Raw genomic sequence first — 22198 nt, forward strand, 5'->3', positions numbered from 1 at the left:
CGAAAGGTTTCTGAATACGTTCTTTAGGGGGTCACAACAAACTCGGCTGGCAGCTCGTACTTGCCTTCGGCTGCCTGTCGCGTCGTGATCAGCAGTTCCTTTTTGCCAGCGCGGTTCGGGTCATCCGCGACCACCCAGATCAATGCTTGCTTCACATCGTGGGACCCGGTGGCTGTTTTGTCGGGATTGGCTCCCAGCAACAGATCCGTTAGCACTTGGCGAAACGGCATGTCCTTTTTCGTAAATCCACGAATTTGCTGGTTCTGGGTAATCCCCATCTTCTGTAAATCACCGCCGACAATTCGCATCGGTGGAACCTCCGTTCCGTCGGGCAATGAAGCCGCAAATTGTTCGGCAATAATATTGATGCCAAACTCAAGAGATTCCTGGTCAAAGGAAACGGACATTTTCTCGGCAAGCAGTTCGTCCAGGGTGAACGTTTTCTTGGAGGGCGTCGCCGCGACCGAAGCCCCCGCGTTTCCGGTCGTATTGATCGCAAACAAAGTGGCCAAGGTGATTTGGGATGCCGCATCGGCGGGCAAGTAGGCGTTGCCGATCGCCGCTTGGTCGGCGACGCCGTAGCGAGAATAACTGCTGACAAAATCCATCATTGCCGGCAACTGGTTCGCCAACAGACGCCAAGAAGAATCGGGCACTGCATCGAGCACAAAGTTTTTTGCCCACTGCGGCATCGCCTCGATCGCTTGTTTCAAATTCTGCATCAACGTCGCTTCGCCGATCCCGCCGCTAGGCGACAATCGCACTTCGGTATAAATCCGGCTGTCATCAAAATCAGCCAGAAACATGGCAGCGGCAACATCAGGAATCAGAAACGTTTTCAGGGGACTCACCAAGCGAGGCGCCCCCATGTCGAGCAGATTCCGAGCATCGGCAAACAAGAAGTTCGGAGTCGCAATCACCGCAAAGTCGGTTTCGCTGCTGGTTGCATCCCACAGCATCTGCATACTCCGCGGCAACAAAATCGTGGCGCCGCCGTTTTCGGCAACCTCCTTTGCGCGTGCAATCGACGAAACCGAAAACCGCGAAACTTTGTTATCCGCTGATTCGACATCCCCGACGAAGTAAGCATCCGAGCCTACTTCATCGCCCGCATACAAGGTTGCTCCATCCGGCGTTCGAGATGCCGACACATCCCAAGCTTTGGTCAGCGTATCCAAGGCGACGGGCTCGCTAAGCGTGACTGCTAACGAGACCTCCGGCCAACCATCCTTGCCCTTGTGCATTGCGATTGAAAGTCGGTCCATTTTCTCCACCGCTACTTTCGCACGTGCCGCCGATTGATCGAGCAAGCCCGCGATATCCGGCGCCAGCGAATCCAGAAATCCGCTTCCGCTGGGGTTTGCACGCAACGAGGCAAGATTCACGGTCATCACCATCGATGGCCCAAGCGGAAGCATTACAAGCGGCGCTGGATCCTCCGCAGCAAACGGAGGCAACCACAGCAAGCGATCATCCTCGACCACTTGGTATCCCATGGTGTCCGCCGGTGTTGGGGGGCGTTTAGACGGTGCGGTTTGCGAATCGCCTCCGCCACCGCTGACCGAAGGGATACGCGCAGGAATTGGCGGACGTTCGCGTTTTTTCACCACCGTTGTTGACTTACCAGGGCCTCCGACAAGCAACATGATCACCAACATCAGCACTGCGACTGACAAACCGCCCAAGATGAGAGGGGCTTTGTTCGATTTTTTTTTCCGGCGGCGGCGTTTCGGAGGCGGCGGGGATTCGGATTCGGGAGGTGGCAGCGGCGGCGCAGCCGTTTCCTTCGCAGTACCGGACGATGCCGTGTCCGATGTCGACACAACGATGGATTGTGCAGTTACCTCGGATGCGACGGGTTCGGGTGTGACCGCTGCCGATGCATCGGATTGTGGCGGTGCTGGATCGGGCGAGGCTGACTCGGGTGAGGCTGGCTTAGTAGGCACAGGTTTAACTGATGCCGATGGGATCGGGGTTTCTACCGCTTTCGCCTCTCGTTTGTCGCCACGAATCGACTTCTTCGCTTTTACATCGCCGCTGGTCGCAATCGCAGGTGCTTTTTGGGTCGTCCCTGAGGACTGTGGTGCAGCAGGCGGAGAAACCGGCGGCTTCTCGGGTGCAACTTGAATGTCTGGCGTTTGCGTCGTGACTGGCGGGGCGATCGGGGGCGATGGAGCCTTCTGTTGCTGTGGCGGCTCGTCAGTTTTTGCCACCGTGGGTGCGGCCGATTCAATCATCGTGGCCGTCGCGCGCAGGGCATCGCCGAACTGGGTAATGTTGGCAAATCGCGATTGTGGATTTTTTGCCAATGCAAACGCAACGACTCGCAACAACGGATCTCCTGCTTCGCCTGCAGCAACCGCTTCGGCCAAGGGCTTGGGAATTTGTGAGGCATGCAGCGACATCATTTCTTCGGCCGTAGCGGCCTCAAATGGCATCTTGCCGATCACCAAGCGACAGATCAAACAACCGAGCGAATAGATATCCGTGGCGGCGCTGCACGGCGTCGCTGGATCTGCTAACTCGGGCGCCGCGTACGCAGTAGGCGATTCGAGCAAATCAAGCCATGAATACGGATTCGCCATCGTCGGCGAAACCGCCGGCCCCGATGGATCTCGCAACAATCGTATCGAACCATCATTGCCAACCCACACGCGATCAGCCCGCACGTCGCCATGCCACAACGAACCTGCATGCAATGCAGTCAACGCATCACAAACCGCTATCCCAATCTCACAGACTCGCTTGGCTTTCAGCTTCGGTCGCTTTTTCAACGCTTCCGATAACACCCCGCCGCTCGGCAACGACGAAAAGATGACCACACGGTCCTCCACGCTATCCACTTCGATCGATTGGAGCGTTGGCTGATCCACCCCGGCATGCGTGGCAACCCATTGATCCCGCCCTCCGCCAAGCTGTTCCGGCGAAGGACAAAACAAGACGCCCTCGCGACCACTGCTCCTCTCATTAACACTGCCCCCCTCGACCTCTTGCCGGACGACCGGCAACCAGCGACTCAGCGGTGCCGCCGCCGCAGCATCGGTCTGCAAGTATCGCCCCTGTCGCAAATTCACAACTTCGGAAACCAGAAGCGACTTGGCTTGGTATTGAGTCAGCTCGCCCGATTTGACCAGAAACTTGGCCAACGAGACGGAATCGGCGGGAGGCAGTCCCCCCGATTTGTCGGCATAACCCACGGCGAAACGCTTACATCCAGCCGCATCGGTGACACCGTTACGAACCAATCTTGCCCAAAACTCGCTTAGTGCGACCGTCATGAATAAACAACATTTCAGTGTTGAGAAGGAAACGCTTGAGCGGGAAAAACGCTTTCACCGATGAATAGTCTAATAGATCGACTCCGCCGAGCCGACCACGGCATTAGGGGGCTACGATCCCAATATCGAGTGAGACGGAAGTTACGAAATCCGAATCAGAAGGACGGACTTAGGTAGCTCGTCCATCCTCGATATTTGGGTTGCGGGCATAGCGAGAGTTGCCAAGCCTTTCGGCAGACGACCGCGTTAACCGAAACGGTTGGCGAATTTCGCTACCCTAAGCTTAAAAGTGCTCGATCGTGGGGACAAGATTTTCCGACACTTCCTCTGTTAGCTACCGCACAACGTAGAGGTTTGCTGCAAATCGAGCTAGACTTTTAAGTACCGCGGCAGAAATACCATCACGAACATGCATCACTCGAGTTTCCATTGAATATCGTCTTTCTATCGACTGAAGCCGTCCCGTTCGCCAAGACGGGCGGACTTGCTGACGTATGCGGCACACTTCCCTCGAAGGTTGCCGCGTTGGGGCACCGGACCACGGTGATCATGCCTGCGTTTCGCAGCATTCGCAGTGCAGGGCTGCCGATTGAGTCGACCGACACGAGTTTTGCCATCCAGATGAGCCCTCAGAAATTGGTGGGCGCGCGAATCCTGAAGTCAAATTTGCCCGACGAAGACGTGCCCGTCTGGTTTATCGACCAACCACAGTACTTTGATCGCGAATCGCTCTACGGCACGTCCACCGGCGATTATCCCGACAACGCGGAACGGTTTGCGTTTTTCTGTCGAGCCGCCATGCATGCAATCTCGCGACTCGATTGGCCCGTGGACATCGTCCATTGCAATGATTGGCAATCGGGGCTGGTTCCTGCACTGATGGCGGCTGAACCGGATGCCTATCCCTGGATCAAAAAAGCCTCGTCCATCTTCACGATTCACAACTTGGCCTACCAAGGCCATTTCGGACGCGAGGCGTTTCGCTGGACCGGGCTCGACTGGAAACATTTCAATTCGAACCAATTCGAGTACTACGACCACCTGAACTTTCTAAAAACCGGCATCGTCGCCGCGGACATGATCACGACGGTCAGCCCTAAGTACGCAGAAGAAATCTGTGGCCCCGAACAAGGCTGCGGACTCGATAATGTGCTGCGAGGTCGGCATGCCAGGCTTTCGGGAATCATAAACGGAATCGACCAAACAGTATGGAATCCCGAAATTGACCCGAAGCTTGTAGCCACTTACGACGCTCGATTTTACAAGCAAGGCAAACTTGGAAACAAACGCGAGCTCCAACAACGGTTTGGTTTGGAGCCTAGCGAGTCGCTTCCGATGATCGGTCTTGTTGGACGTTTGGCTAGTCAAAAGGGTTGGGACATGATCCTTCCCGTATTGGAATCCCATCTAACGGAAGATCGTCCAGCCCAATGGGTTGTGCTTGGCAGTGGGGAAGCCCGTTACGAAGAAGAACTGCGCAGACTCGCCCAAGCGTATCCAAAGCGTTTTGCCTTGTATCTTGGATTTAGTGACGAATTGGCACACTTAATCGAGGCGGGATCCGACGTCTTTGTCATGCCAAGTCTATACGAACCGTGCGGATTGAACCAACTATATAGCCTTCGCTACGGCACGGTACCGATCGTGACCGAGACGGGCGGTTTGGCGAACACCGTCGTTGACTGTACAGAAGCAACCTTACGGGATGGCACCGCGACCGGTTTCTTCATTCCCGAAGCCAACGCAGCATCACTCGACGCAACCATCGGGCGGGCGTTGCACCTGAGGTATCACGAAAAAGAAAATTGGGAACAAATTATCGAAACCGGAATGTCGCAAGACTTCTCGTGGCGGCATAGCGCCGACCAGTACATTGACCTTTATGCAAAAACCATTGCCCTTAAAAAAAAACCACCAAAAACGACCGTCAAACTCGCCGATGAATCACCAACTTTTCGATAAATTTGTCTCGCCAAACCGTAGTAGGATCCGTTAGTATCTCTTACGGTCTCTGCACCCCCACAGGAATTGGTGCATCAAAAAAACCCTGTATGCGAATTAGTACCTTGATCGAAAACGCCTCCCCGCGACTCGCTAAACGAAACAAAACGCAGGCGGCATTACCGAGGCGGGACGAAATAACCCCACAATCAACCGGGGCGAATGACTGTGCTGAATCACGGCTCAATCCGATCACAGGGGATTGGACGATCTTTGCTCCTCATCGCGGAGCACGTCCGGATCAATTTGGCACCGACCAACGCGTTCCTGCGACAAGCAAGGTTGATTGCCCATTCTGTGCGGGTGAAGAACACACGACACCGCCACCAACTTGGGTTGCGAAAATCATCGCAGACGACAGCTTTCAAGTGCTGTTGCCATCGGGTGCTGATACCGCGACACCGCCTGCACCTATCAGCGATTGGTCCGTCCGAGTGGTGCCCAACAAATTTCCAGCGGTAACAGCGACTGCTGAGGATGCGGATGAAAACGCATCATCCAAACGGGTCCATCCGCTGTTTCAGAACAGCAAGGTTATCGGCGGACATGAAGTGATCATTGAATCACCTAATCATGTTCAATCGATCAGTGAATTAGATCTGCCAGAAATCAAATTGATGCTGGTTGCTTATCAACAGCGACTGAAGCATTGGCGTAATCAACGTGGCATTCAGTACATTAGTTTGTTCAAGAATGTCGGTGGGGATGCGGGAGCTTCGCTGCAACATAGCCACAGCCAATTGCTGGCGACTGACCAGATGCCCAATTCGGTTGAAAACATCAACGAACGGATGCGTTCGCATCAAGCAAGGACGGGATGCTGCTTGCAGTGCGATATCATTCGCGCCGAATTGAAACAAAAACAACGCATCGTCGCGCAAACCAACTCGCTTGTGGCCTACTGTCCCTATGCGAGTCGGCTACCGATGCTGCTTCGCGTGACCACCAGGGACCACGTCGACCATTTTGATCTACTTTCGTTCGAAGTCCTCGACGATTTGGCTCGGATGATCAAACGGATGACCGGCTGGCTCGAATCGCTTGTCCCTAACGCTTCGTACAACATGTTACTGCATACGCGTCCACCGGGTGCCCACGGCAACTCCGAGGCATTTCACTGGTCGCTTGAATTTTTCCCCAGAATCAGCCGTATCGCTGGCTTCGAATGGAGCAGCCAGTGCATGATAAACACGGTGCTGCCTGAATTGGCCACCGAGAAATATCGAAAATGTGCCGCAGCGGAAAATCCCCGCCTGGTACTGTAATCTCGGCGAGACTCGCAAACGCTAGCTTTCCAAGTTAGCCAGCTTTGCCTATCTACACCTCTCGCCCTTATTCTTATTCGCGTGCAACCTCTTAATCGCACGCAGACGCGATTCCTGATGCGGCGAAAACGCGGACACTTCGCGACCCAAAACGAAAACGCAGTTTGGGTAAATGAATCGGATCATTCTGGCCGATACAACCATCAACAGTGCCATTGTCCACACTGCCACACGTTCCCGAAGGGTCGATCCCCTCGGAATCAGCAGCGGCCAATTCCATGGCATTGGGTTTGTGATTGACCGAATTTGCCCCTTTCAACCCCATCATCACGCATATGACGCCGCACGCTTATCTCTGTTTGGTTCTTCATAACCATCAACCAATCGGCAACTTTGATGGCGTTTTTGAACAAGCGTATCAGGACAGTTACCTGCCATTCATGGAGGTGTTCGAGCCTTTTGAAGCATTGCGGATCTCGCTGCACACCTCGGGCCCGCTGATGATGTGGTTGGCCGATCGACACCCCGAGTACATTGATCGTCTGCGGATGTTGGTCGAATCGGGCCGCGTCGAAATTATCGGCGGACCTCAATACGAACCGATCCTGTCGATGCTGCCACGACGCGACCGGATCGGACAAATTCAAGCCTACGGAAACTGGCTGCACCGTACTCTGGGCGTGCGTCCTCGCGGCATGTGGACTCCTGAACGCGTTTGGGAATCATCGTTGACGAGTGACGTCGTCGATGCAGGCATTGAGTACACCGTGCTGGACGACTTTCATTTTCGAGCCGCCGGCCTTCGCGATTCCGAGCTGACGGGTTATTACTTGACCGAAGATGATGGACGCGTGTTACGTGTCTTCCCTGGATCGGAGCACCTTCGCTACACGATCCCATTCCAACCGGTTGACGCCACCATCGAGCATTGTCGTGATCTGGCCCATCGCTCGCCGGGCGTCGTGTTGACGTTTGGTGATGACGGCGAAAAATTCGGCACTTGGCCTGATACCAAAGTTCACGTGTACGAGAAAGGCTGGTTGCGTTCGCTGTTCGAGTCGCTGTGTACCAACGCGGACTGGCTAAAAACCGTCACGCTCGAAGATGCGATCACGCACACCGCTCCGGTCGGCAAAGTTTACTTGCCCGATTGCAGCTATCGCGAAATGACCGAATGGTCGCTTCCTGTCGCAGCGCAAGAAACGTTTGACGACGTGAGCCACGCGATGGAAGACCAACCACAGTGGACCGACCTGAAGGACTTTGTACGCGGCGGTTACTGGCGTAACTTCAAAACCAAGTACGAAGAAACGAACGAAATGTACGCGCGGATGATGCATGTCAGCCGCCAACTTGCCGAGTTCGAAGCCACGGGGAATCACGCCAGCGAGATTGCACAGATTCGTGATGATCTGTATCGGGGTCAATGCAATTGCCCGTACTGGCACGGCGCGTTCGGCGGCATCTATCTGCCTCATCTTCGCAACGCAATCTTTCAACACTTGATCGCGGCTGACAACGAACTGGAACGACTCAGCGGTGTCAACGAACACAGCATTCAAGCAACCGCATCGGACTATGATTTCGATGGTTTCCAAGAAGTCCGGCTCAGCAACAATCGCTTGTGTGCTTGGTTCGCACCGGGACGTGGTGGTCGGATGTATGAATTGGACGTTCGTGAAATCCAACACAACATGTTGGCAACGCTACAACGTCGCCCGGAAAGCTATCATCGTAAAGTATTGGCAGGTCCAAACACCGGCGGTGACGAAGTCGCGAGCATTCACGACCGCGTGGTCTTCAAGCAAGCCGATCTCGATCAACGTCTTCAATACGACCGATTCGCTCGCAAGAGTTTGATGGATCACTTCTACGACAACGATGCAACCTTGCAAAACGTGGCCCGTGGTGAAGCGACCGAACGCGGCGACTTTGTCGAATTGGCGTTTGAAACCAAACTGCGTCGCGGTGCCGATCGTGTTCAAGTCCAAATGCGTCGTGAGGGCAACGCGTGGGGGATTCCAATCACGTTGACCAAGGCCGTCACGATGCACGCCGGTAGCGATCGATTGACGGTTGCCTACTTGCTCGAAAACGTACCGCAGAACCAACCGCTGCATTTTGCCATCGAAATGAATTTTGCGGGGCTGCCATCGGGTGCGGACGACCGTTACTTCTCAGACGTCAACGGCCATCGTCTAGGACAACTCGGTGAAGAACTGGACCTCGAAAATGCGCTTGGCTTGAGCCTATCGGACCGTTGGCTCGGCATCGATGTGGCACTCGAGATCAATCGACCAAGCGGCATTTGGGCGTTCCCAATTCAGACGGTTAGCCAAAGCGAATCTGGGTTCGAACTTGTCCACCAAAGCGTTTGTGTACAGCCTCACTGGATTGTCACTGGCGACGAAAACGGTCGCTGGAGTGTCGAGTTCGAACTGGCCACATGCTGCGAGCAAAAGTCGGAAACCATTCACGAACAACAAGTGATCCGGCTGTAGCGAATGCGTTTCACGCATGCATAGACTTTGAGCCGTAGCGTTAGCCACAACGCGTTAAAAATCGATTGGCCGGTTCCCACTGGCCAATGGCAAGCCGGCCGGTGGGAACCGGCCCTACTTTTACTTTTCTGTGAAGTTAGCCGTTTGGGCGGTAGCCCCGGTTGGTTGGTTGGTTGGTGAAGAAACCGTGGCTATCGCCCAAACGCAACGCTGTGAATCATTTAGAAGCGGCAGATTACGGCATTTGCGTTTCGTAGCTACGCTCGCCAGAGCGTGGATTGTTGGCGTCCAAATCGAATTGCCACCTTCTGGCGAAGGTAGCTACCAAAAAATGCTTCACAGCGTTTGCCAAAGCGGCTAACACATTCAGCCGCCCGGTAAATTTCGAACGTTTCATTCGCTACGACCGGGCGGCCTCACGCCGCTCCGCTTTCCCCCCGCGTCGCTCGCCAGGCATGTCCAAGGCGGGCCGCTTTCTTTTTCGGGCATTTTCTCTCCCGCCCGATCGCTTTTGCCGCTGTCCCAAAAGTGCGAACGCGTGATTCATTTGTGGTGTCTTGCCTGGAACCACCCTCCCCCCCAATAATATTTATAGGTTTTCGCGTGACAACCTGTTGCCAAACCGGCCAGGACATCTAGAGGACACAGCGCCATCAACCCCACGGAACTATCCTCGTCCGAACTACTCCGACTCGCTCGGGCAGGCGATGCTGCGAGCGTAGGAGCGTTGCTATCAAAATACGGCAATTACATGGAGGTGATTACTCAGGCCCAGCTCGATGCGCGGGTCCGACGACGCGTCAGTTCGTCCGACGTGGTTCAAGAAACCATGCTGGAGGCGCACCGTGATTTTGAGAAATTTTCCGGTAGTACGATGGCCGAATTCACCGGCTGGTTACGAAAGATACTGATCAATAATCTCGCCCGCACGGTCGAGACGCACCTGTTGGCGGCGAAACGGGACGTTCGCCAGGAACGATCACTGGAGAACGCCGATGACGCCTTGACCCGGTCCCACCTGCGAATTGAATCGATGCTTTCGGATCATGCCCGATCGCCTGCGTCCGAAGCGGATCATCAGGAAGCACTAGTGGAAATGGCCAACGCGATCGCCAACCTGCCTGCCGAATATCGAGAAGTGATTGTACTCAGGCACGTCGAGGGACTGCCGTTTAGCGACGTCGCCGAGCGAATGAAGCGAACCCCCGGAGCGGCCCGCATGCTTTGGATGCGGGCCATTGAACGTCTCCGCGAGACCATGAACTAACGTTGATCGAGTGAACCAAACATGCACGTTGCAACGCACCCTGCCCTGCCCTCTTGGCAACATCTACCGACCGGCCTGCAAACACGGCTGGCCGAACTGTTGGACCAATACGCATGTTCACTCGAGGCGGGTGACGAAGCTTCGGCGGAACGATTGCTGCAGCAACATCCCGAACTCAGCGAGCATCTGCATGGGCACCTCGAAAGCCTGAGACTGCTTTGTCGCCCTGCCCAGCAAGCACCGGCAAATCCTGACCGAGTCGAATTCGACAACCAACTCCAAGGAATTGGCTCCCGCGGCAATAGCACCGAATCGCTGCTTGGCGACTATCGCATCGAGCGTGAGATTGGCCGTGGCGGAATGGGGGTGGTTTATGCGGCAACGCAACTGTCGCTGCGGCGTAGCGTTGCCTTGAAAGTGCTACCCTTTGCCGCGGTCTTGGATCAACAGCAAGTCACCCGATTCCGCAATGAAGCCCAGGCGGCAGCCTCGCTGCATCATCCCAACATCGTGCCCGTCTTTGCCGTTGGCTGCGAGCGTGGCGTTCATTACTACAGCATGCAGCTGATCGATGGACAAACGCTCGAACAAGCCATCAAAGAGATGCGGCACCAGCAAAAACTGCGTCCCTTGTCGCAACTTCATCACGCCGAAGAAGCGTGCTTGGCAGACGACCCGAGTGACGTGGCCTTTGACACGACCATTGGCGTAACTTCCAATGCCCCCAACGCCTCCGCCCCCAACACCCCTGGCAGCGAAGTGTTATCCAAAGCACGTCCCAACGGAACCTCGCAAATACCCGTTCAACCATCGCGTGGCACGTTCGCTAGCACCGTGATCAACCCGACGGAAACGGTTCGCAATCGTGATTTCGTTCGCTCGACGGTACAGATCATCATCGACGTTGCCGAGGCATTGGATTACGCACACCAACAAGGCGTGGTGCATCGTGACATCAAACCATCGAACCTTCTCGTCGATGCGGCCAGCAAGGTGTGGGTCGCCGACTTTGGGCTGGCGCGATGTCGCGGTGTCAACAACTTGACCGCTCACGGCAACATCATCGGCACCGCTCGCTATATGAGCCCCGAGCAAGTCGCCGGACGGTCTCAGGAAGTCGATCACCGTACCGACATCTATTCGCTGGGCATCACGCTGTATGAATTGCTGACGCTTGAGCCCGCCTTTGCGGCATCTAACCGCGAACAATTACTCAGCGCAATCGAGTCGCAGGACCCGCCTTCGCTGCGTCGACTAAACCCCGCCATCTCCGTCGACCTGGAAACGATTGTTTGCAAAGCGATCGCAAAATCGAAAGACGAGCGTTACGCCACCGCTGGTGAATTGGCCGAAGATTTACGTCGTTTTCTGGACGGCCGTCCCACTTTGGCGCGGCGTCCCACGCTTGTCGATCGGGCATTCAAATGGGCACTGCGTCGACAAGGCCTGGTTTGTTCCGCGTTAGCAATTTCACTGACTCTCGCGATTGCCATGTCAGTGGGAATGTTGCTTGTTTCACAACAAAGCAAGCTGAAGGATCAAGCCACAGCGAGGGCTCAACTGCACCTAGACCAAGCTCATCATGCGGTCGATCGCTTCAGCGGCATGATCTCACAACAGCTTGCCGAGATTCCCGGCACCGATCAGTTGCGCGCCGATATGCTGCACGAAGCCGAGCGGTATTATCTCGACTTCCTGCGTTACGCCAAACAAAACACGCACATGCAATCCGAACTGGCCAGAGTGCGGTATCGGCTCGGGACACTCCAAACGCGACTGGGTAAGTTCGAGGACGCGGAACAACATTACCAACAAGCGATCACTGATTTTACGTTGCTGGAAAACAAAGAACAGAGCACCGAGTTGGACCAAGCCGACTTGGCACTCTGCTTTCATAATCTTGCGGCCCTACGAAAGGACCAAGGACGCTACACCGAAGCCTTAGAGGGCTATCAAAACGCTGCAAAGGTATTTGAGAAGCAATTGGCTAACGACAAGAATCAGCCTCGCTTGATTCGCCAATGGGCCACCACCCAAACCAACTTGGGTGCTTTGTTGTGGATCTGCGGCGAGGCGGAACAAGCCGACCGACTGCTAGTCGATCTCCAACAGCAACTCGAGGATGTCTCGCTTCGTCACGGCCAGGATCGCGGCGTCCGCCAGCAGTTATTTGAATGCCGGAATGCTCGCGTGGCGGTGCTGCTGGACAGCGATCCGGATCAAGCCGAAACTTTGCTGCGAGCAAATATCAGCGAACTTGAATCGTGGGATTTGCCTCCTAGCAATGGCGAAGCATCTAACACGGATGCTCGGCTCGCCGCGGGACAACCTTCGCCGCAATGCCAGTTGGCGATCGCACGTAATAATTTGGCAACATTGTGGGGCCAACGAGGTGACATCACGCAAGCGATTGAACTGGTGCGTGCGTCGATCACCACGTTGGAAAGCGAAACTGCCCGGTTCGGTACCACCGCCGCAGCCCAACAACAATTGGCAGTCGCCCACAACAATTTGGGGCAATTGCTTTGGAATCAACACCCCAATGAATTGGCGAAGCAGCAATTTGTCAAGGCCGAATCAATCCTACGGCGAAATCTGGCAGCGGAAACCACCGCTGCCGATACGCTTAGCCGCCTGGCAGGCGTCCTGCACAATCGCAGTGTCATCGATCAACACCAGGGTGAAATGGAAAATGCAGTTCAGCATTTAACCGAGGCAATGGAGTTTCAATCGCTTGCGGTGCGAAAGGCTCCCTACAATGCGACATACCGAGAATGTTTGGAAAACCACCGCGAACAATTAGACCAAATCCTGCATCAGATCCAGGATCAATCTGGGACAACCGGTCTGGACACCAAATCGAGGGCTGGTGATCAATGGCAGCTCCCTAGCCAACCAATGGAAGGCCCCCGCGATCAAGCGGATTCGGCAAACGGAAAGAAAGGGGTGATAAATGGCTCGGCATAATACAAAACGAGGAGGGATCGCCGCGACGCGCCAACGCTTATTTCTTCGAGGAATCGAGCGTCTGGAGGCGCGTACGTTATTGGCGGGCGCCGAAATGATCGGTGCGGGTGAATCTGACACAAATCCAATAATGCCACTGTCCGACCCCATGCAGGTTGCCGCGCCGGCGTTCGTGCGTCAAATGTCGATTGTCAGTCCCCAAACAGTTTCACAACGCCCCCTGACGCAGCAGGCCTCTGATTTGCAGTCTGACGAAGACGTCAGCGAAGAAGTTGCAAAAACACACGACCAAGCACTCGAGGATTGGGATCAAGACGAGACTCGCACAGGCGAACAAACGGACAAAACCGATCTGAGCGAAGACGACAAGGACTCGTTAGTGGTCTCAGTAGATGAGTTAGCGGAAACAGGCGGAGTCGACGCTGCGGAATCGACTCACACGGACGCAGAACTCCCACTTCTTCCCCTAGTGCCAAGCAGTAATGCGAATCACTCAAACGCCAACAATACATCGGCATCGGCATCGGCGATGATAACGCTGGTGATTCCTTCGCCGACTGCGGGGATGCCGCTGTTTGATTCGCCGACCACTTCAACTACCAATGATCGTGGGGTCTACGCCGATCATTTCCACTATTTCGCCCCATCGGCATCACGCACGGAAACATCGGTCGCATCGCTTGCGTCAGAGCCGTTATCCAACCATGCCGCTCGCGACTCGTTTATGGCGATGTCGATGCTGAAACCAAGCGGGATCGATAACCGCGTCCGAGTCTCGGCAACAAACGCATTCACCCACCGCACCTCGGATTCCATTCCAACCACGATCGTACGAACCACACTCGCATCACAGGAACCTATTTCGCAAACCAACACGCAGGAAGTGTCGCAGCGAAAAACCGTCACTCCCCTGCGTCTCGGATCGTTGCCGATGGTAACTCTTTTGCATTCCGTAATATTTGCGGGGCAAATGGTACTGGACAGCTCCGCTGAGGTGATCAATCTGAATCACCCCAACGATGATGGCCAATCCGCAGGTACGGAATTGCCGTCGCCACCGATCGCGATGACAACTGCCGACGCAAGCAAACCAGAATCGGACTCCGAGAGCCCCATCTCTTATCAGAACGGACTGTTTCTGACAGTGGTGTGTGCGTCCCTAAGTTTTCAGCACTTAGCCCACAAGCGAACCAAGCTCTTACAATGGACGTGGCTCTTGGTTGACAACCAGCGAACCGAATAAGCATGACTGGGGCGATTTCCCAGTGATCAAATTGCCCAGTGATCAAATTCCTCGTGGACTAAAACCGTCAGTGAACGCCTGATTCACTTTCCTTCTTCGCTACAAATTACGAAGCTCGCCACCGAGACTTCGTCGAGCTTCTGTGACGATCCGCTGATCTTCACTCGGTTCTTCCACTGGCACATTCTGTGCTTGCATGGGACTTGAATTCGATCGCGATGGTGTCGTCGCAGAAACGGGCGTGACATCAGCTGCAAACATTGCGGTGAGTAATGACAATGCGAGTGAGGAACGAAACATATTAGCGGTGTCCTTTTTCAATGCGTAAGGTGGCGAAAGCACAAATCCGAGTCCGTCCGAGAACTCGTTGAATCGGTTCACGATGCACGTGATGTGCCAATTCGTCGCATCCCGCAACGCTCAACGTTTTCACGCGTTGTTGCCTCAACGTCGCGTTCATGTGAAGCAATAAGTTGCAGTCAGTGCCAAGTTCTGCAGTCCGCCGAAGCCAACGTTGGACTCTCATGACGATTCATCCACCCATCGCCGGATAGTGCAAACGATTGCAGAACCCATGCACGTTACTGCACTTCCTCGCGTTTGCGAGCTGAAAATGGAGTTATCTCCGAGCCACCTGTTGCACTTTCCCTAACTATTTCCAGCGTGAAACCTCGGCAAATTGCTGCATTTTTCATTTTCACCCCCATCGTTTTTCTGACGACCTTCGCCATTGGAACGCGGTCTGCCAAGTATCAGCAAACAACTGCAACACACCGCTCATTTCCAAAAGGCCATCCTGTGAACCACACCGAAACATCCGCGACCAACGTCGTGGATCAAGACGAAAAGCCAGTCGGCGATCTTGCCGGTTTCAAGAAATACTTTCTGCAGGACTTCATCTCTGGTTTTCTTGTTTTCCTGATCGCACTTCCACTGTGTTTAGGAATTTCGTTGGCAAGCGGTTTCCCTCCGATTGCAGGTATCTTCACCGCGATCGTGGGGGCTTTGGTCACCACGTTCATCAGCAACTCGGAAATGACTATCAAAGGCCCCGCGGCGGGAATGATTGTCATCGCCCTTGGCTGCATCACCGCATTTGGCGGTGACGGAATGAACGGAGGCTGGTCCGAGGTCGACGCATCCGCCTATCGAATGACGTTAGCCGTTATCGTCGTAGCGTCCGTACTCCAAGTCCTTTTTGGAATGTTCAAGGGCGGGATCTTGACAGAGTTCTTTCCTGTCGCCGCCGTTCACGGAATGTTAGCAGCGATCGGTGTGATTATCATTGCCAAACAAATCCCTGTTGCGATGGGTGTCACTATCAACGGAGGTGCCTTGGAACTACTCCGGGAAATCCCCAACATCGTGCGTCATGCGAACCCCGAGATTGCACTGATCGGAACGCTCAGCATCTTGGCGATGTTCGTTTGGCCAATGATTGGCAAACAACTCTCATTCCTGAAAAAAGTACCGTCACCCGTTGTGGTGTTGTTGATCGCGATTCCAATGGGATTGTATTTCGACCTGACTCATGATCACACCTATCAATTTCAAGGACAAGAGTTCGAGGTCGGCGAAAGCTTTCTGGTCTCGATGCCTGATCGTATTTTCGGAATGTTCCAAGAAGTCACCTATCCCGACTTTTCGGCTCTGAAGCAACCGGTTGCCTACAAGTGGATTTTGATGTGCTTTCTGATCGGAAGCCTGGAATCACTGTTAAGTGCCAAGGCGATTGATTTCATCGATCCCTACAAACGCAAATCGAGTATGAATCGCGACATCATCGCCGTCGGTGTGGCAAATGTCGCCGTAGCAAGCGTCGGTGGCCTGCCAATGATTTCCGAGATCGTGCGTAGCCGTGCCAATATCGACAATGGTGCTAAAACGCGATTCGCGGATCTGTGGCACGGGGTTTTCCTTTTGGTATGTGTCGCGTTTATCCCAATGTTTATTCACCGAATTCCGTTAGCGGCTCTTGCCGCGATGCTGATTTACACCGGATCACGTTTGGCACATCCAATGGAATTCATGAATGTGTGGCGAACCGGTCGTGAACAACTTGTCATCTTCGTTGTGACCTTAGTTGCGACATTGGCAACCGACCTGTTGATCGGAATCGCAATTGGAATTGCAACCAAGATTGTCATCCACTTGCTCAATGGTGCACCTCCCTCATCGATATTTCGTCGCAGCTTTGACGTAGTCTCCACGGACGAACACCAAATCGAAATCCAAGCACGTGACTCGGCTGTGTTTAGCAACTGGATTCCCCTGCGTCGTCAAATCGAAACGCTTGGCTTGATGGAACGCAAAAGCGTGACCATCGACTTTTCGAAAACGCGATTGGTCGACCATAGCGTGATGGACAAACTGCACGAACTTCAAAGTGACTTCCAGCAACATGGGCTAGAACTAACCCTAGTGGGCTTGGAAAACCATCGTCCGCTTGCCGAACATGACCATGCGGCACGCAAGCAGGATCGCTCGACAATCGAAGTGTAGGCGGTCGACTGACCGTTTCGTGCCCTAAATTCACCATAACCCGCTGACAGGTGAAAACCTCAATTATTCTGGTTGGTCTTGTGAGCCAACATACTGACTCGACTTGTCCTTTGGACGATTCTCTTCTTGCATAACCGGGCGATCCTTCGTTTTGACTTGGATCAAGTCTTCGCCCGTCCTGAACAACAAGAAGAGATCGCCAAAGGAATCCGTATGAGCCATATGGACAAGCTGAAGACTTCCATCGTGCTGCTGGTCGTTTTTGCCTGCCAGTTTCAGTCCGCATCCGCCCAATCCGCATCCGCCCAGAATATTTCGTGGACACACTCGCCCGAGCAAGCGGTCCAGTGGGCAAACCAATCGGGACGAATGATCATCGTATCGGTGGGCGCCTCTTGGTGTCACTATTGCAAAAAGATGGATCGCGATGTCTGGCGGAACCCAACTGTGGCGAGGACGATTGCAACGGAGTATGTTCCGCTAAAACTAACCGACAATCGACATCGTGAATTGATCGAATCAATGCAAGTCAGCGGCTATCCCGCAACGCTGATCTTCACTCCCGATCGCCGCTTGGTGGCTCGTATGGATGGTTATGTTGGCCCCGAGAAAGTGTTGCAAACAATGCACACCCTTCGCGCGTCGATCCCGTCGACGCCGCAGATCTCTCGCAGTGTCAATCCGCGACTGTGAATCTGCAATTGATTCTCACGGGTGATTCCCTAACGCCGTGAACGTTTTTTGGCTACGGATCACAGTATTTGCGTTTCGTAGCTACGCTCGCCAGAGCGTGGATTGTTGACGCGCAAATGCGAATCACCACCTTCTGGTGAAGGTAGCTACTAGAAAATCGTTCACGGCGCTGGGTGATTTCCTGGGGAAAGGGAGCCAGTCCCCGCATTTTGCCCAACGAGCATTTCTTCGCCATCTTTTCAAGAACTGTGAACTGTCTCACCGCCTGCCGAGCCCTCCCCAAGGAAAATGCTCAGCAATGTTTCGCGATTTGTTTCGCGAATGCCTTTTCCTGAAACTGCAAAACGCATCGACGCGATTTGCAGTTCGACCCTCTGATGTGAAGTGGTTCAAGAATGAAATCTGTATTGAAGCGAAGTGTGGCTTTTGCGTTGGTAACTGCGGCAACCGTTTGTTTCTCGGCTTCGAGCGTTGAAGCTCAAAGTGGCACTCGCGGTGGATATGCATCGCCCTCGTCTTCCGTGGGTGCGATGCCCGCCGCTCCCTTGCCAGCTTCCCCTGCTCATTCCGTTGTCGACTCTGGCTATCCCGCGGGTGTATCGGCGGCACCGATAGCGACGGGCTCGGGTTGCAGTGGTCCTGGTTGCGCCGGAGCATCCTCAGTTAGTCACCATGCAGCCCCCGCGTTCTATTCGTCGAGTTATCACGGGTACACCGTGAACCGTATAGGAACATGCTCGTCAGGTTGCTCGAATTCACATTCGCGACGCCACTGGTTTCACCGATCACTGCACCGTCGACGAAACTAGATGAGGCGAATCGCTGTTGCCGGTTACTTCATCTCGCGAGGCAAATCGGACGCAACAAACTGTCGCAAGGATTTAGTCTGTGTGAAATGCAGCACAGACAGTGAGCCAGGGCAGGAGCACGATAGCAGCGATGTGTGCCTTTGATCCCCTGGTCTCTTTCATGGAGTAACGGTGTTATGAACCGCCAAGACAATTTCAGCCTCGCCGCAAACTCTGACATTTGGTCTGATTGCCAACCGGGCACGCTTTCCCAATTGGCTCGCCGTCAACGCATGATTCGCCAACGCAAAACGGCACTTCGTAGGGGAACACCAATTCTGTTTGCCCTCGTGCTTGGATTGACAGTTTGGATCGGCAGCAAATCGAATTCGCCCGCGGAATTCGATTTCGCAGGCGTCACCTGTAACGAAGTCCAAACAAGTTTGCAGCAATATGTGATGGGTGAACTGAATGTGGACATGATGTCTTCGTTCGCCCTGCATCTGGAACAATGCTCGGCGTGTTCCGAGAAACTACAAACAAGGCAGAATCCGCCCGCTTCCGTCGCCCAGACGCCAATTCCGAAACGAGCCCATCGCACTTTTGAAGTGATTGCATCTCAGCACTTCGGCGGCTAACAAAGCATCCGGGACACCCATCCGCGTTGTTATGTAAGTTCGCTCACGCTGAAAATCGTCTCATATTCCGATCAAATGGAGGGGCGAATGCACATAGCTTCTTAGCCATCCATTACCCCCATCAACAACGAAGATTTCAACTGAAATAAAGGAATATTTCATGTCGCCATTTCAATTCGCACGAACGGTTCAACGATACGGATGGCTGATCCTTGCTGGTGCGATCTCGCTAATGCTCAGCCCTCAAGCCGATGGCCAGAGTCCGCTGCGATTTGGCGGGCCCGGATTCATATCGCCATCCCAGATTTCGTTTGACGAAGTCTCGCACGAATCCTTCGATTTCTTGCTTGGCCGCTACGTCGATGCCAACGGAATGGTGTGCTATAGCCAGTGGCAACAATACAACAGCGACGTCCGAAAACTGGAATCTTATCTGCAGAGCCTTACTCAGGTCGATCCAGCGTTGCCAGCTCGACACGAAGCCAAAATGGCCTACTACATCAATGCCTACAACGCGATGACCATCTGGGGCATCTTGCAAGAGTATCCAGTCGCTAGCATTCAACGCATTGACGGAAAACGAACAAGTTTCGCAATTTTTGATGACCTCAAACTTTGGGATGGAGAAAGCTATTTGTCGCTTAACGGCATTGAAAACGACGTTTTGCGGCCAATGAAGGATCCTCGTATTCACTTTGCCTTGGTATGCGCGGCGCGTGGATGCCCGCGACTGAGAAACCGAGCTTACAACGCTGAAAAACTCCATTGGCAACTCGATGACAATGCTCGCGAGTTCTTCTCAAGCTACTCAAGGTTCCATGTTTCACGGGCCATGCGAACCGTTCACATGTCTCCCATTTTAGATTGGTACCGCGATGATTTTGGGCAAACCGATCATGAAGTTGTCACCACCGTTTTTCCGTATCTACCGGTGCGTGATCAACAATGGCTAACTCAACACCACGATTGGAGGTTCAAATATCTCGGTTACGACTGGTCGCTCAACGCTCAATGCCCGACTGCGGGCGTCCGAATCTCCGCGATTCCTTATCGTGCATACTCAATCATCTCTCCAAAACTCAGGCCTCTAAAGTCCATGTTATTTTCCGGCGACAAACCCGCCACGTCGGAAACTGCGTGCGATTCTCCCACCAGTGGATTGTGAAACTTGTGGGTAGCCCGCCTTTGTTCGGCTAAAAAGTCGTTGTCGTGGGATTGGTGCTAAATCTCACAGACGCGGACGTTCCAAAATGGAACGCTTGGCCAAAAATGGAATGCTTGGGCGGAACATGCCCTCGAATCGCCATTGCGAAGAAGCTGCACACGTAAGGCTGGAAAGGATGCACTTATTTACGGTCATGGATGCCCCGCATGAAACTTTCACATTACCAACACTGGACGATTCGACTCGCTTGGGTCCTCGTTTTAATTGTGCCTGGATGTGCGTTACGAAAGCCGCACTCTACGCTCAATGCTATCTACAGCCCGCTGGCGAAACTTCCTGACTACAAGCGCAACCCAGTGATCGTGATCCCCGGTGTGCTTGGCTCACGTTTGGTCGATGATGAAACGGGCCATACGGTATGGGGGAAATACGATCGCATTCATTTTCGTCGACAACAGGCCGACGACCTCGCGTCGGTCGCGATACCGATGCAGCAAGGTGTCCCGTTGTCGGAGTTAAAAGACAGCGTTCGCAGTGACGGCACGCTCGCCTATTTGGAACTAAAGATCTTTGGTGTGCCAGTCGAATTGCAAGCGTATCAACAGATTCTGCAAACGCTTGGGGTAGGAGGATACCGCGACCCCGATCACCCCAGTCCCGAAGGGGTTGTTTACGGCGACGATCACTTCACATGTTTCCAGTTCGACTATGATTGGCGGCGTGACGTTGCCGAAAATGCCGCGTTGTTGGATCAATTCATTGCTGAAAAACGCGAGTACATTCGCGACGAATATGCGAGTCGGTATGGCATTACCGACGCCGACATCAAGTTCGATATTGTTGCTCATTCGCTTGGTGGATTGCTAACGCGTTACTACCTTCGCTACGGCTCAAAGCCGTTACCGGATGACGGTTCCTTGCCGACGCTGGATTGGGCAGGTGCCGACAGTGTCCAGCGACTGGTGTTTGTTGGCACCCCCAATGCCGGATCCGCTTTTGCGCTGCGAGACCTTGTCAATGGACATCAATTGTCACGATTCCTTCCCTATTATCCGCCAGCAGCACTCGGCACGATGCCATCGCTGTACCAGATGTTACCGCGGCCACGCCATCAAACGCTGGTGGATGCCAATCATCCCGAAATTGCTTTTGACTTTTACGATCCTAAATTGTGGCAACAGCTAAAATGGGGACTGGCCGCCCCGGATCAAGATGATGTTTTACAAGAATTGTTGCCGCAAGCAGCTTCTCGCGAAGAACGTCAGTGCATTGCCCTGGATCATCAAAGCAAATGCTTGCTGAAAGCCAAACAACTGCATCAAGCACTGGACGTCCCCGCGGATCCTCCGCCGGGAGTCACGTTGCACCTGTATGCTGGTGACGCCATCGAGACACCTTCGCAGATGTCGGTCGACACACGCACTGGAAAAATCAAAGTCGCCGGATCGAGTCCGGGCGATGACACAACAACGCGGCATAGCGCAGTGATGAGCGAGCAGCCGGTCCAACTTGCTTCGACGCAACCCAACTCACCGATCCACTGGACCAGTGTGATGTTTCTGCACACCAGTCATCGCAAATTGACCGCCGATCCTGTCTTCACCGACAACGTCCTCGCCCTGTTGCTGCAAGGCCGACGGCACTAAGCAGTATGTTCGGTATATACCGGTGAAACATCGATCCTTTTGTGAGCCGACGGCGCTAGCCGCGGGCCCCTCAATATTGCAGGAAACATGCCCGCGGCTAGCGCCGTCGGCTCAGATCCTTTTGTGGAATGACTCCTATTGACCTGCTTAGTGCACTCAACGCATTTCATCGCTGCGGTCGGGCGACTCACCGCGTCAGATCGAACTTGACTCTTCTCGTGCGTCGTCGATGGTCCAAATTTGC

Annotated in this window: 14 protein-coding genes; 11 read left to right on the forward strand and 3 right to left on the reverse strand. The window is 54.0% G+C overall.

What is annotated here, in order from left to right; translation table 11 throughout:
• Window positions 1-23 precede the first annotated feature (23 nt).
• Window positions 24-3278, reverse strand: coding sequence for a protein kinase domain-containing protein (locus SH528x_RS34835; protein ID WP_442508019.1), 3255 nt, complete (start codon window positions 3276-3278; stop codon window positions 24-26).
• Window positions 3279-3707: 429 nt separating this feature from the next.
• Between SH528x_RS34835 and glgA the strand changes: the two genes are divergently transcribed.
• Window positions 3708-5240 carry a glycogen synthase GlgA gene (gene glgA / locus SH528x_RS34840; protein WP_442508020.1) on the forward strand — a complete coding sequence of 511 codons (1533 nt, stop codon included), beginning with the start codon at window positions 3708-3710 and terminating at the stop codon, window positions 5238-5240.
• An 89-nt stretch (window positions 5241-5329) separates the two neighbouring features.
• On the forward strand, window positions 5330-6544 hold the full coding sequence (gene galT, locus SH528x_RS34845) for a galactose-1-phosphate uridylyltransferase (protein WP_442508021.1): 1215 nt from the start codon (window positions 5330-5332) through the stop codon (window positions 6542-6544).
• Window positions 6545-6635: 91 nt separating this feature from the next.
• Here galT and SH528x_RS34850 read toward each other — a convergent pair whose 3' ends face one another.
• Window positions 6636-6824 carry a hypothetical protein gene (locus SH528x_RS34850; protein WP_442508022.1) on the reverse strand — a complete coding sequence of 63 codons (189 nt, stop codon included), beginning with the start codon at window positions 6822-6824 and terminating at the stop codon, window positions 6636-6638.
• A 55-nt stretch (window positions 6825-6879) separates the two neighbouring features.
• Between SH528x_RS34850 and SH528x_RS34855 the strand changes: the two genes are divergently transcribed.
• From SH528x_RS34855 to SH528x_RS34870, 4 genes are all read left to right on the forward strand, one after another.
• A complete protein-coding gene (locus SH528x_RS34855; protein WP_442512232.1) occupies window positions 6880-9045 on the forward strand; it encodes an alpha-amylase/4-alpha-glucanotransferase domain-containing protein in 2166 nt (721 codons plus the stop codon).
• A gap of 652 nt (window positions 9046-9697) precedes the next feature.
• Entirely contained in the window at window positions 9698-10312 is a 615-nt protein-coding gene (locus SH528x_RS34860) for a sigma-70 family RNA polymerase sigma factor (RefSeq protein ID WP_442512233.1), read from the forward strand.
• A 21-nt stretch (window positions 10313-10333) separates the two neighbouring features.
• On the forward strand, window positions 10334-13279 hold the full coding sequence (locus SH528x_RS34865; RefSeq protein WP_442508023.1) for a protein kinase domain-containing protein: 2946 nt from the start codon (window positions 10334-10336) through the stop codon (window positions 13277-13279).
• A gap of 130 nt (window positions 13280-13409) precedes the next feature.
• Complete coding sequence (locus SH528x_RS34870; RefSeq protein ID WP_442508024.1) at window positions 13410-14522, forward strand: hypothetical protein; 1113 nt, start codon at window positions 13410-13412, stop codon at window positions 14520-14522.
• A gap of 99 nt (window positions 14523-14621) precedes the next feature.
• Here SH528x_RS34870 and SH528x_RS34875 read toward each other — a convergent pair whose 3' ends face one another.
• Window positions 14622-14903, reverse strand: a complete 282-nt coding sequence (locus SH528x_RS34875; RefSeq protein ID WP_442508025.1) for a hypothetical protein — start codon at window positions 14901-14903, stop codon at window positions 14622-14624.
• Window positions 14904-15320: 417 nt separating this feature from the next.
• On the opposite strand from SH528x_RS34875, the gene SH528x_RS34880 reads away from it, so the two are divergent.
• The 5 genes from SH528x_RS34880 to SH528x_RS34900 all read left to right on the forward strand — a co-directional run bounded on the left by SH528x_RS34880 (window position 15321) and on the right by SH528x_RS34900 (window position 21954).
• Window positions 15321-17024: a SulP family inorganic anion transporter gene (locus SH528x_RS34880; protein WP_442508026.1), complete on the forward strand. Its 1704-nt coding sequence runs from the start codon at window positions 15321-15323 to the stop codon at window positions 17022-17024.
• A 126-nt stretch (window positions 17025-17150) separates the two neighbouring features.
• Entirely contained in the window at window positions 17151-17717 is a 567-nt protein-coding gene (locus SH528x_RS34885; protein ID WP_442508027.1) for a thioredoxin family protein, read from the forward strand.
• A 985-nt stretch (window positions 17718-18702) separates the two neighbouring features.
• The gene (locus SH528x_RS34890; protein ID WP_442508028.1) at window positions 18703-19143 is read left to right on the forward strand and encodes a zf-HC2 domain-containing protein; all 441 of its coding nucleotides are present in this window, start codon (window positions 18703-18705) and stop codon (window positions 19141-19143) included.
• A 160-nt stretch (window positions 19144-19303) separates the two neighbouring features.
• Window positions 19304-20308, forward strand: a complete 1005-nt coding sequence (locus tag SH528x_RS34895) for a DUF547 domain-containing protein (protein WP_442508029.1) — start codon at window positions 19304-19306, stop codon at window positions 20306-20308.
• Window positions 20309-20514: 206 nt separating this feature from the next.
• Window positions 20515-21954 (forward strand): esterase/lipase family protein, encoded by a 1440-nt coding sequence (locus SH528x_RS34900; protein ID WP_442508030.1) that lies wholly within the window; start codon window positions 20515-20517, stop codon window positions 21952-21954.
• The last annotated feature ends 244 nt before the right edge of the window (window positions 21955-22198 follow it).

The organism is Novipirellula methanifontis, assembly GCF_052161655.1.
Taxonomy (GTDB): domain Bacteria; phylum Planctomycetota; class Planctomycetia; order Pirellulales; family Pirellulaceae; genus Novipirellula.

Coding starts and splice junctions, on each gene's coding strand:
- SH528x_RS34835 (WP_442508019.1), bottom strand. CDS start 3,278: ATGACGGTCGCACTAAGCGAGTTTTGGGCAAGATTGGTTCGTAACGGT.
- galT (WP_442508021.1), top strand. CDS start 5,330: ATGCGAATTAGTACCTTGATCGAAAACGCCTCCCCGCGACTCGCTAAA.
- SH528x_RS34850 (WP_442508022.1), bottom strand. CDS start 6,824: ATGGAATTGGCCGCTGCTGATTCCGAGGGGATCGACCCTTCGGGAACG.
- SH528x_RS34855 (WP_442512232.1), top strand. CDS start 6,880: ATGACGCCGCACGCTTATCTCTGTTTGGTTCTTCATAACCATCAACCA.
- SH528x_RS34865 (WP_442508023.1), top strand. CDS start 10,334: ATGCACGTTGCAACGCACCCTGCCCTGCCCTCTTGGCAACATCTACCG.
- SH528x_RS34870 (WP_442508024.1), top strand. CDS start 13,410: ATGCCACTGTCCGACCCCATGCAGGTTGCCGCGCCGGCGTTCGTGCGT.
- SH528x_RS34890 (WP_442508028.1), top strand. CDS start 18,703: ATGAACCGCCAAGACAATTTCAGCCTCGCCGCAAACTCTGACATTTGG.
- SH528x_RS34895 (WP_442508029.1), top strand. CDS start 19,304: ATGTCGCCATTTCAATTCGCACGAACGGTTCAACGATACGGATGGCTG.
- SH528x_RS34900 (WP_442508030.1), top strand. CDS start 20,515: ATGAAACTTTCACATTACCAACACTGGACGATTCGACTCGCTTGGGTC.